Genomic DNA, 12,084 nt, shown 5'->3' with positions numbered 1-12,084 from the left:
TGAAGGCCGAGCTGCAGCGATTTATTCGTGTTCACAACCGCGATCTTGCCAAACCATTTAAATGGACAAAGAGCGCCGACACGGTACTGGCTTCAGTGCAGCGAGCCAAAAACGTGTTACCTAATTAACCGCATGGCCCACTAGTGGTGAGTGAAGTCTTTCCAGAAGCTCTCTTACGCCAATTGCTATGGGAAAGGGGAAAGCGCAATTCCGTAAAGCCCAGAACATGACTCAGACACAGTTTGCCAATGCGCTGGGCATTGCCCAGCAAACGAAGGCGCATTACGAAGGGGGCAAATTGCTCATTCCTGTGACCTTGCTATTCACACTGGCTGGGGTGTCCTGACAATACCAGACATTCCCGCTTTAAGCCGCTTCGCTGTCATCATCAAACGATTGGTAGTCTAATAGCTGAAATATGCGCCGGTAGATTCGCACTTTTGCATGGGTGACAAGTTCTTGCGCCCGAGTTTCATGCCGGGGAAGAACTCGCCTGCAATGAACTGCAGGTCCTCCCGCACATCGCTATAGCGGATGTTCAGGACAACGGGCTTGACCTTGAAGTAGCCCAGCAACAGGACAAAGTAGACCCTGTTGTAGCGGTCACGGATTGAGCGAAGGGCATCGAATTCGGGATCATTCAGGGAGAAGTAGTACCGCTTCTGTTCGTGGGTGAGCTCCGGTGCACCATATAGATCTTGAATCTCAGAATCCAGGAGGATGGCGCGGCGCTTGCTTTTCAGGCTCATTCGGGAATCCAAAACGTCCGATCTTAGCCTAATCGGCTGAAAATCAGCCAATTCAGAGGAAGGTCAGAAAGTAAAGCACTCCTGAAAGCCTTGCCAGGCCTGGGTTTCAGGGCGAAGTGTTATTTGCGGCGGGGGTGTCCCTAGTACCCCGTCACGTCAAGGTAGTTGCCAGTATTGAGGATCCGGCAGTGATTGGGCACATCCTCAAACATCTTACGCAGAAAGCCGCCAATCCCGACACACCTCGCCACACACTGCTGCCAGAACGGGCACCGCCTCAGGAAAAACTGTTCGATTCACCGCAGACTGGTCTATTCGATTGACGACGTAAAGCCAACCACTGCCAACTTTCACAGTTTACAGCGGGCCTGACAACGGACCGTGGAGCGACTTGCGCCAAGAGAACTATCCGCAGGACGTTTCGATCAAAAAGAGCCAAAAGTGATCGATTTCAAATGTCCACAGCTTAAAACTTGGGATTTGAATGGTAAACAATCGCAGGGATTTCGGGTAGAATACTTCGGCTTACCTAATTACCACCCAAGCTAAGCAACCTTTATGGGTTAGTGACTGCACACCCTACATGGCCCTAAACATAAGGAGATGGAAAGTGTCGGCTATTCTCTCTGATCTGCGAAATCTAGAAGCCTCCTGCTCCGTTAAAACTCTTATTTTTTGGGGTGAAATCGTACACCCTTGTAGCGCAGGCTTAAGTTCGATAGTGATTAGGTCGGCTTAAGGCTAAATAGGTGGTTTATGCTTCCTATACCCCGAATCTACACTCTTCAATGAATGTCAGTTATGTAGCGTTTAGGACGTTACTCAAATTTACCTGAGGAGACCCCAGAATTGAATATTCTCATTCTCGGCGGCGACGGGTTCTGTGGCTGGCCCACCTCTCTGTATTTATCCCAGCAAGGTCACAATGTCACCATTGTTGACAACCTCTCCAGGCGAAAGATCGATGTCGAGCTGGAAGTCGAATCGCTGACCCCAATTCGATCGATCGGTGCGAGAGTCGGGGCCTGGCAGGAGATTACGGGCAAAACCATCGATTTCGCCTTGTTGGATATCGCGGCTGACTACCCTGCGCTGAAAGAACTGATCGAGCTAAAGCATCCCGACGCCATCGTTCACTTTGCAGAGCAGCGCGCCGCTCCTTACTCCATGAAAGGCACGAGAGAAAAGATCTATACCGTCAGTAATAACCTGAACGCCACCCACAACATGCTCTGCGCAATCGTGGAACTGGGGCTGGACACCCACATCGTACACCTGGGCACGATGGGCGTGTACGGCTACGGTACCGCTGGTATGAAAATTCCAGAAGGATATCTGCCTATCAAGACTGAATTGCCCGATGGCACTGTCAGCGACCAGGAGATCCTCTACCCCTCTAATCCGGGCAGTGTCTACCACCTAACCAAATCTCAGGACCAGCTCTTTTTCGCCTACTATAACAAGAACGACAAGGTGAGGATCACGGACTTGCATCAGGGGATAGTCTGGGGGACTGCCACAGAAGAAACCAGCCTGGACGAGCGCCTGATCAATCGTTTCGACTACGACGGTGACTACGGCACGGTTCTCAACCGCTTTCTCATGCAGGCCGCCATAGGCTACCCGCTGACCGTGCATGGAACAGGCGGCCAGACCCGTGCCTTCATTCACATACGCGATACTGTGCGCTGCATAGAACTCGCCGTGCTCAACCCGCCCGCCTGTGGGGAGCGCGTCAAGATCATGAACCAGATGACGGAGACACACAAAGTTCGCGATCTCGCCAGCATGGTTGCGGAAATTGCCGACGGCAGCGTGGATTTTCTGTCCAACCCACGTCACGAGGCAGAGGAAAATGAGTTGCATGTTGAGAACGCCTGCCTACTTGAGATGGGACTGAAACCCACCCGATTAGAACAGGGCCTACTCGGCGAAGTAGTCGATATCGCGCAGCGATATGCCCAGCGCTGCGATCGACGGAAAATACAGTGCGTATCTTACTGGAACAGCGAGCGCGCTGCCGCCATTCTGCAGCAAGAAAAGAAGGTGTCAGTAGCTGTCGATGCCGAAAAGATCGAGCAGCTCAACGCCCGGCTCTCCGGCACTGAGAGGGATCTGGCCGAGGCTTAGCCTGCCCCAGCCGACGGCGAGAGATACAAGACTTTCGGCTTGTCTGGATGGCCGTCTGGCCTCTATCGCCGAATGCGGTCCACAAATCGCCGCAGGGGTTTCGTTAACCTCCAGATGGTACTCTGTCGCAGATTGGCCAGCTCGATTTCGTAGCGGTCCCTGGTCTTCCTTACCCTCTGATTGGCTGCCCGCAGTTCCCGCAACCGCTTGCGCAAGTGAATCATCTCTTCCTCAAGATTCGCCGCTGTCAGCCTTAGCTCACCTAACTCAGCGGACTGTTTTTTGGTCGCATGGTCACTGCTCTTCAGTGGCCGCGTCAGCTCAGCGTTTCTGCGGCTCATCTCTTTTAGCTCCGCTCGGCGTACCTTGTCCGCAGCGCTGCTGGTTTGTGCCGCTTGACGCAGCTGGGCAATCTTATCTTCCAGCTCTTTGCGCTTGCTCCACAGGCGCTTTATCCGGTCCCGCTGTTCAGCCGACTTTTCCCGCGCTTCCTTGAATCGACCTCGAAAATGCCTCATGCGGCCGTAGAAACCTCTGGCGGACCAGAGGATATTCTGGTGCGCCAGCGGAGCCATACCGCTGTACAGTCGGACCAGGCGCAACGCATCGGCTCCCTTGGCATTCTCACGCTCGCTGGTGCAATCCTCCGGGTGTCTCCGCCGAGTTAGAGCACGGGGTATTAAGTCGACTTGATAACCCTTCAGTCGAGCCTGAATTAAGATCTCGGTGCGCTCGCCACCCACCCGGTAGATGTCATTGAATCCGCCCAGCCGCAGGAAGGCGTCGCGCTTCAGGAATAGGTCTGATTCCACTGTCATGTTGCCGTAGAAACTGCAGGCGTCGTCCGCTCCCAACGGTACGTGTAGCACGCTGCCCTGCCGCTGCACTTCACCCGCTGCGGTATGCTCCGATGGCAGTACTTCATGGAACGAAAACATGGCATCCATCCCTGTACACCGGGCAGTCCGTTCGAAGATCTCAAGGGCATCCGGCCGGGGCGCGTTATCTAAGTCGGTGAACAATAGCCAATGCCCCTCCGCCGCTGCCGCAGCCCTGTTTTGTGAGGCGGCATAGCCCAGTCGGTCGCTGTTGCGCAGAAATTTCCAGCCTTTGGATTCGTATTTTGACTCCAGGCTGGCGAACTTCTGCCGAGCCTCGGCAAGCTCACTGTCGTCGTCGATCACTATCAGCTCGCAGTGCTCATGTGACTGCTGCTCAAAGCGGTGAAGAACGAATTCCAGGCGCTCTGGCTCGTCCCGATGCACCATACATACCGAGACTCCAGCAACCTCCGCCTGCGGCGACGATGGCACAGGGAAGTACTTGCGGTGCTCATCGCGCTCTATCATGCCGCCAAGGCTACCGTGAAAAGCCCCCCACATGAACAGGTTCCGCTCGTTGTCGAAGGCCGGCGCGGCTACCACACCGCCCTTCTTGAGTACCGCTGCAAGCCGCGGCCACAAAGCCTGCGGCAAGGGCTTGAACAGCACTTTTTCCCAATAGTCCTCACTTACCAGCTCCCGAGTGCCCCCGACGTCACTGGCCAGAAAGGGAAAGCGGTAAACCAGTGCCTCGTAGACCGCCAGGGAACTGTTTTCAATTAGCGATGGCATCACCGCCATACGCCCGGGCACGCTCAGATAGCGAATAGCGGTGGAGTGTTGAAAATCGGTGTGTATCTCGATGGGAAAAGGCCACCGCTCTGCCTGCTCGCAGATGTACTCCTCGGGGCTCAAATGCGCATGGGTGGCAATACGCAAACCGGGTTTACCCAAAAAAGCGACCTTTTTCGGTGTGATCCCCGCCCTAACCATGCGGGACACGGCGTCACAGAAAATTTGCAGGCCTTTGCGCCATTCGAGGCGACCAAAGAACACCAGCTCATCAATCGCCTGCACAACACCGACGGCGCGCGCAGATTCACCGTCCATTTCAATCGGCTCCAGGGCCAACACATTGGGCTGGACGTGTGTCCTTTCATGCGGCAATCGATAGCCCTGCACCTGCATCCATCGGAGCAGGTGGGCACTTCCACCCACTACGATGTCCGCCAATTCGACGGAGCGCTTCTCGGCGTAGCATTTGACCAGTTCGTCATCCGCCTCCAGCGGTATCGAGAGGTAATCGCGGTTCCACAGCCAGGGCGAGGAGGATTTGACACAAAAGACAGTGTCCTGAAATGCGATACCCTGCCGTTTGGCGAGCAGACAGTAATACGCCGATCCGCGCCATTCCGAAACATGGACCAGATCGAACTGCCGTCCAGCGAGATACTGGTACATGGCGATCATGGGCAAGATCCAGCGCGGTGAGTCGCACTCCAGCGGCAGTTCCGGGTCCGGCACCGGTACAAATTCTACGTTCCTGGTGGCATAGTGATCGATCCAATGTTCGATGGACTCGATCTCCGAGTGGTTACCTCTAAGATAAAGAATCGTGACGGCATGTCCGACTTTAGCCAACATGTGGGCCAGATGCGTGTAGGTTGTGCCAATGCCGCCATTGCGAACCGGGCCGGCGATATCTTCCGTCGCAATACAAACGCGCAGGGGGCGATGCTGCGACTCCGGAAGAAGATACCCACTCAGGTCAGAAAACTCACCAAAGTCCGCGTCGTGTACTCTGGGCAAAACCCCTTCAACCACCTTCGTACTGGACTGAAAGGTTGCCTCATCGTAGATGGGGTGCTCCCTGTCCAGACTACCCACGGGGGGCGCGAGGTGTGCCTCCCTGTAGCCAGACATAACATCTGAGCGCAGACTACCGCCAGATTTCTTGTCACTCATGCGATTTCGTAACCTCCTGCTCTCGAGTCAGCGCTGGGGATTAAAAAGGCGGTGATAAACGCGCCGCGCAAGCTTTTCAAGCCCGGCAGAATGCCCTACCACCCGGCGCCCGGCCTCCTTGATCCGGCCCTTTGGATTCGCGGCACTACCCGTGGTCTGGCCGTGCTCATGACACATCCCCGACGCGTAGCGCAGCAGATTAGCTATCTCAGGCTGCATGCCCTGAGTAAGAGGCTCCAGAACCCGGACGCGGCCGGCGTAGCGACTGTACTGGCTCTGGCGCATCCTGGTCTGGTTTATTCGATACCAATAAAGCGCTTCTGGAACCATGAAAATCTTCAGCCCGGAAAGATACGCCCGGACAAAAAACTCCAGATCGTCCATCCCGACCTTATAATACTCAGAAAAGCCGCCTATCCTTTTAACGGCCTCCCGGCGCACAAAGCAGTTGCTGTCACCGAATGGATTGAGCATCAGCGCCATCGCCAGATTTTCCCCCTGGTAGATGATCCGCCTACTCTTGTCGGGCTCAGTATCTGGCCGAAACCCGACGAATGTGTCGGAGCAGCAGGTGAGAACATCCGCTTCGGTATGGCCGGCCACCTTAACAAAGGTGGCGACTTCTTCCGGCTTCGCCTCATTGTCGTCGTCCATGAAAAGTATGTAATCGCCCTTCGCCTGGGCAATCCCCGAATTTCTCACCGCACCCAGATAGCGATTGTCCTGCCGAACCACGCTCACAGGGAAAGAGTAAGCAGACTTCTCGATGTCCGCCAGAACTTTTATGGACTGACCGTCTGTACTGCCATCATCCACAATGACAATTTCGAGATTGCGGTAGGTCTGTTTCAGCACGGATTCAAGTGCATTGCGTAGGAGTGCTCCACGGTTGTGGTGGGCAATGCACACACTGACCAACGGTTTTTTTAAATTGCCATCGGGCCCAGCGCGCCTTTCGCTCGCCGGCTGATCCGCCGCCCACAAATGCCACTGCAACCACTCAGACAGGCTCTTTTCAAAATCGAAGGATGCGGTGGCCAGTGGACAGCCGTTTTCCAATATAGAGCGCAGGCAACACGCCAGACCATTCGGACTCGCTTCAAATACCACATCAGGCCAATCCGCCTCGGCGATCAACTCCCTGCCACCGCCGGCGGAACTGGTGACAAAAGGGATGGCTTTGGCCAGGCATTCGTAGACGCCGAAAGGGCTGTTATCCATCAGGGAAGGCATTACCGCGACCCGGCCCCTCTCTGCTTTCAAATAATCCAATGCCGCGGGCTGGCTCTTATCCTGGTACACCGTCACCTCTATACCCAAGGAGGCCTGCAAACGCTCGATCAGCGGCGCCAGTTTGAAAGTCTTGCGGACCTTGCCCAGTAGCGTCACCCTGGGCACTTGGCGCCCATCAAAAAAGCCGTCAGCTTTGAGATTGACCAGGGCGTCGACAAAGAAATGGATACCCTTTCGAGACTCAAGACGACCGAAGAAAACCAGCTCTTCGACCTCGACGATTCTGCTTTCCCCTTCCCGGATATGGATGTCTCCAACCGGAAACACGTTCGGCTGCACATAGGTTCTGCCATGGGGTAACGCGTAGCCCTGATCCACCATCCAATTCAGCAGATATCGACTGCCGCAGATCACATAGTCCGCCATCTCCACGCACCGACGCTCCATGAACATCGTCGACAGGGACCTCACATCCGCTATCGTCTCCGCATTGCCCATACGGTTCCAGAGCAAAGGGCTGGAGCACTTGACCACGAACCGTGTTTTCTGAAAATGCAGCCCCGAGCACTTCGCCTGAAGACAAAGATATCCTGTCGCGCTCCACTCGGACACGTGAACAATATCGAATTCCATCTCGCGCGTTTTCAACCAGTCCAGCGCCATGTAGGGCAGGCGCATCACGCTGGTCATCGGTCCCCTGGCGAGAACGACATCGATATCGTCCGCCGGTATAAATTCTATATGCCGTTTTGCGTAGAAGTCGCGCCAGTATTCCAGCGTCTCATTGACACAGCTCTTACTGCAGTAAAACACCGTGACCTTGTGTCCCGCTTCGCTGAGCGCTCGGGCCGCGTACATATAAGCGGTGCCGATGCCACCGTTGAGAACCGGCCCCACGAAATCTTGGGTGATGATGCAGATGTTCAGTGGCCTGAAAGGAAGAGCGGTACATGCAGCCTGGCCCAATCCCGGAAAGGCAAGATCGCTGCGCGCCTGTCCCGCCAGATCGATTCTATCGCGCTGGTAAAAGAAATCAGGTGAAGGCATAGGACCTACTCATCGGGACGACCTCAGCCGCTGACTCTTGAGGGATTCTCGAAATAATTCATAGCAGCTTTCTCAGCAAGGGCTTGAGCATTTCAAGTAGGCGGGGAAAGCGGTACATGAATCGGCGGACTCTGTTATAGCGAAGGAGCCGCCTGGCGAGCAGCCGTTTCACACTGACTTCATCGGCAGCCTGCCCCTGGGCATAGCGCAGCAGGTTGTCTATCCCTGCGTTTAAACTCAATTCTCGGATATAGGTTTCGGTAACCCGCTGTCTACCGGCGAAGCTCGCGTAGTGCTTGCTGCGCATACGATTTGCACCCACCCGGTACCAGTAGAGCGACTCAGGGATAAGCTCCAGCTGAAATCCTCGCAGCACGGCGCGGGCAAAAAACTCCTGGTCGTCCAGGCCGACCTTATACTCTTCGCTGAAGCCCCCGATCTCGACATAGCTTGTCCGCTTGATCATGCAGTTCGAGTCGCCAAAGGGATTGCGGAAGTAACCCGTAGACAGATCGGCTCCAACAAACAGGATACGACCAGAAGAAGCAGGGGGCTGACTACCGCTCACATCGAGAAACATGTCGCTGAAACAAGTTAGAATATCCGCGTCGGTGCGCCTGGCCACATCGACAAAACACCGCAGGGCCTGGGGCTGCAACAGATTGTCATCATCCAGCATCAGGAGATACTCACCCGCCGCCTCTCTGGCGGCTCTATTTCTCGCCTTACCTAAATAACCCTTTTCCTGTCGTATAAGCCGGTACGGAAAATCAAACTGCCGCTGCTTTAGTGTATCGATGAACTCCCTGGCTGGCTCTGAATCCGAGGCATCGTCCACAATAATCAGTTCGATATTCGTGTACTCTACCCGCGCTACCGAATCGATAGCCTGGGCCAACTCTGCCGGCCGGTTACAGGTCACAAGACAGATACTGACCAATGGATCCTCACCGGTGAGAACATCTGTATGCGACGCTAAACAGCTTGTTTCATGCCATCTTTTCCAATCGGCTAAAGACTCTGATAACTTACCCACCGCAAGCGTCGTTTGCGGCTTCCCGGCGAGCTGCTTCGCGATGCACATCGAGAGTGCTGGCGGCGTGGGATCACACAGGGTTCGCTCATGCTCCTGTGGCTGGATCAATTCCCTGGCGCCACCGCGATTGCTGGTGATAAACGGCTTTTCGCAGGCCAGCATTTCATAGACACCAAAGGGGCTGTTATCGATGAGCGATGGCATTACCACCAGGCAGCCCGGTCGGCCCACCAGATAAGCCAGAGCCTCCGGTTGGCCCAGGCCATCTACTATCCGGTACGCAACTCCAAATGGCCCGAGTACACTGCGGATGGCTGCGCTTGCATCAAAATCACTGCGCTTTTTACCGAGAAAGGTGAAGCGGATCTGCGACAGGTACGCGCCGGAACTGTTTGACAGCAACATGGCAAGCGCGTCGAGATAAACCAGCAGCCCCTTGCGCGGCTCCAGCCGACCAAAGAAAACGATCTCATCAAAGGAGTCCGCGAGTGCTGGTGGGCGGGATTCTACGACAGTGTCAGGAAACACATTGGGTTGCGCGAAACAGCGACCAGCGGGCAGCTCATAGCCGTTCTCCCGCATCCAGTTCAACATATATTGACTGCCACTGACTACGGTATCCGCCAACTCGATGCACCGTCTCTCCATATAGATTCTCGGTAGATCCGCTATATGCGACGCCGGCTGGCTGTTTCCGATCCTGCTCCACAGCAGTGGGCTGGAGGCCTTGAGGACGAAGTGCAGGTTCGAGAAGTGAAGGCCGAGCTTCTTTGCCAGCAGGCAGTAGTAGAGATCGGCGCCCCACTCCGACCCGTGGACCAGGTCGTACTCATCTGCGTGCCGCTTAAGATGTTCGTAGACGCCATACTGTAGCTCACAGGCCTCGCCCATCAGGCTGGAAACCGGTTTGATCCCAGGCATGGGACACGGAGTCAACTTGATCCCTCTCTCTCCATACCAGGCCACCCAATGGGCAAAGCTATGGTCTGCCGAATAAGAGCCGAGGCTGAACAGAATCTCTACCCTATGCCCCACCCTGGCCAGCTCCGTGGCGAGATAGTAGAAAGCCGTCCCGACTCCTCCATTTCTAACCGGCCCCAGAATATCCTGACACACGATCAAAACGCTTTTGGTTGACGGTTTAGTGGCTCGTCGGGAATCAGATTCCAGCCCGGGGAAAATCTCCGCCTGCATGGGGCCAACCCTCATTCGTCAAAGTTGCGTTGGCAAAACCAATCCCATGTCATAGCCAAGCCCTCCCGCAAACTGATTTCGGGGTGGAATCCAAGCACTTCGCGTGCGCGATCATACGTAGCAAAGTTTCGCTCGACCTCTCCGGGCCGCCGGTCAGCAAATTCTATGGGGTGATCCGGCTGTCCACTAATCTCCTTAAAGTAGCCCGCCAGGGTTGCCAGGGACGTCTCCTCTCCACTGGCCAAGTGAATAACCTCCGGTGTGGACAAATCCAGCGTGAGCGCCGACAGCAGGCCCCGGCAGATATCGTCCACATGAATATAGTCCCGGGTTGCGCTGCCGTCACCGTAGATAACCATGGGCTGCTCCGCCTGTATGCGGCGAAAGAACTGGTTTATGACACCCTGTTTGTGGTCTGAATACGCACCATAGACGTTGGCGAAACGCGTAGCCACGATCGGCAGTCCATAAGCGTGGGCAAAGGCGTGACAGTAGGCCTCGCAACAGAGCTTACCCGCGCCATAGGGCGATATCGGCCTGGGCAATGAGTTCTCGTTAACCGGTGGCGTGGCATTGCCGATCAAAGCGCCACCAGTGGATGAGAAAACCAGCCTTTCGACGCCGGCCTCTGTGGCAGCCCTGAGCACGTTGAAAGTGCCAAGCACATTGGATTCGAAATTGGTGACAGGGTCCTCGATCGACTCAACCACGGAACCCAAGGCCGCCAGGTGCACGGCCCGATCGACTCCTGCGAAGGCCCCGCCAATAGCCTCGGCCTGACGTATGTCCGCCTCTACTATCTCAACGTCCAATCCCTGTAGGTAGGCCTGCCGGCCTCGCGCAAAGTTGTCCAGTACACGTACCGCATAGCCTCGTTCGAGCAACAACCTGACCAGGTTACTGCCCACGAAACCCGCGCCCCCGGTAACCAATACTCTATCGATCATCGAGCTATAGCCTCCGCCAGTTCAAACAATCCCTATTCAAGCGACTCGCTAGCTCCGGCACTACAAACCAATCGGGCTGCGATAAAAGGGCCCTAAATGGGACGCTTTGCTTGTAGCTGCGTATTTTTGCAACTGTGAACACCTAATTTTGCGAAGCATGAACACCCCAGACGCCGCCCTCACACAGGCGACACCTTTGTAGCGCAAGTGTTCACAGTGAGTCAACTTCTGCGAGTTTTTTGCGCATGGATTCGCCCTCCAGCTTGATGCGGTGCGCATTGTGCAGCAGCCGGTCGAGGATGGCGTCGGCGAGGGTAGGGTCGCCGATGGTCTGGTGCCATTCGCTGACGGGCAGTTGGCTGGTGATGAGGGTGGAGCCGCGACCGTGGCGGTCCTCGATCACTTCCAGCAGGTCGTTGCGCTGCGGCGGCGTGAGCCCCTCCAGTCCCCAGTCGTCAAGGATGAGGACGTCGGTCTTGGCGAGTTGCGCCAGAGCAGCTTGCCGAAGCTGCCGTCGCCGTGGTCGATAGTGAAGCTCTCCAGCAGGCGGCTGCTGCGGAAGTAGCGCACCGGGATACCCCGCTCGCAGGCACTTTGCCCGAGGGCGCAGGCGAGGTAGGTTTTGCCGGTGCCGGCGGGCCCCTCAATCAGCAGGTTGCAGCGCTGCTTAAGACCACTCCGGCGGCAGTGGCCAGGTGATCCCAGCCATCTCGGCGCGGCGCAGGTACTTGGAGACGGCGCCCACGGAGAGGTTGAGGCTACGGGCGATCTGGCGCTGGGAGAGGTTGGCCTCGTGGTGGAGGCGCAGTAGTTCCTTGAGTTTTTGCATAGAGACCCTCTTGGTTGTCATGTTGGCTCCTGACGGTTGAGAAACACGAAAGGAGCGCAGGGTAAGTGAGGGCCTGCGGAAGGGGGAGAGTAGAGGAATCTTGTCAACCGTGAACGGTGATTTTTATCTGTGA

Annotated in this window: 8 protein-coding genes and 2 pseudogenes; 3 read left to right on the top strand and 7 right to left on the bottom strand. The window is 55.8% G+C overall.

The features are described from left to right. Positions 1-187 precede the first annotated feature (187 nt). On the top strand, positions 188-346 hold the full coding sequence (locus AB1S50_RS08125; RefSeq protein ID WP_367150060.1) for a helix-turn-helix transcriptional regulator: 159 nt from the start codon (positions 188-190) through the stop codon (positions 344-346). A 58-nt stretch (positions 347-404) separates the two neighbouring features. On the opposite strand, the gene AB1S50_RS08120 is transcribed toward AB1S50_RS08125, so the two are convergent. Further along, positions 405-749 carry a DUF4158 domain-containing protein gene (locus tag AB1S50_RS08120; RefSeq protein ID WP_367150059.1) on the bottom strand — a complete coding sequence of 115 codons (345 nt, stop codon included), beginning with the start codon at positions 747-749 and terminating at the stop codon, positions 405-407. A gap of 152 nt (positions 750-901) precedes the next feature. On the opposite strand from AB1S50_RS08120, the pseudogene AB1S50_RS08115 reads away from it, so the two are divergent. Further along, positions 902-1,072 (top strand): annotated as a pseudogene (locus AB1S50_RS08115) (IS91 family transposase); the annotation flags it as partial. Positions 1,073-1,598: 526 nt separating this feature from the next. Then, positions 1,599-2,879, top strand: coding sequence for an NAD-dependent epimerase/dehydratase family protein (locus AB1S50_RS08110; protein ID WP_367150058.1), 1,281 nt, complete (start codon positions 1,599-1,601; stop codon positions 2,877-2,879). 62 nt (positions 2,880-2,941) lie between these two features. Here AB1S50_RS08110 and AB1S50_RS08105 read toward each other — a convergent pair whose 3' ends face one another. From AB1S50_RS08105 to AB1S50_RS08080, 6 genes and pseudogenes are all read right to left on the bottom strand, one after another. Beyond that, positions 2,942-5,665, bottom strand: a complete 2,724-nt coding sequence (locus AB1S50_RS08105; protein WP_367150057.1) for a glycosyltransferase — start codon at positions 5,663-5,665, stop codon at positions 2,942-2,944. Positions 5,666-5,692: 27 nt separating this feature from the next. After that, a complete protein-coding gene (locus AB1S50_RS08100) occupies positions 5,693-7,945 on the bottom strand; it encodes a glycosyltransferase (RefSeq protein WP_367150056.1) in 2,253 nt (750 codons plus the stop codon). Between the two features lie 58 nt (positions 7,946-8,003). Beyond that, the gene (locus tag AB1S50_RS08095; protein ID WP_367150055.1) at positions 8,004-10,097 is read right to left on the bottom strand and encodes a glycosyltransferase; all 2,094 of its coding nucleotides are present in this window, start codon (positions 10,095-10,097) and stop codon (positions 8,004-8,006) included. Between the two features lie 89 nt (positions 10,098-10,186). After that, positions 10,187-11,122: an NAD-dependent epimerase/dehydratase family protein gene (locus tag AB1S50_RS08090; RefSeq protein ID WP_367150054.1), complete on the bottom strand. Its 936-nt coding sequence runs from the start codon at positions 11,120-11,122 to the stop codon at positions 10,187-10,189. Between the two features lie 211 nt (positions 11,123-11,333). Continuing rightward, positions 11,334-11,821, bottom strand: a pseudogene (locus tag AB1S50_RS08085) (ATP-binding protein); the annotation flags it as partial. After that, positions 11,790-11,951 carry a winged helix-turn-helix transcriptional regulator gene (locus AB1S50_RS08080; protein ID WP_367150053.1) on the bottom strand — a complete coding sequence of 54 codons (162 nt, stop codon included), beginning with the start codon at positions 11,949-11,951 and terminating at the stop codon, positions 11,790-11,792. The gene AB1S50_RS08080 and the pseudogene AB1S50_RS08085, both read right to left, overlap by 32 nt. Positions 11,952-12,084 lie beyond the last annotated feature (133 nt).

Origin of the sequence: Microbulbifer discodermiae (assembly GCF_040742695.1) — a bacterium.
Lineage (GTDB): Bacteria > Pseudomonadota > Gammaproteobacteria > Pseudomonadales > Cellvibrionaceae > Microbulbifer.
Note: the sequence above shows the minus strand (reverse complement) of the source record. Positions and strands in the feature narration are given on the sequence as shown.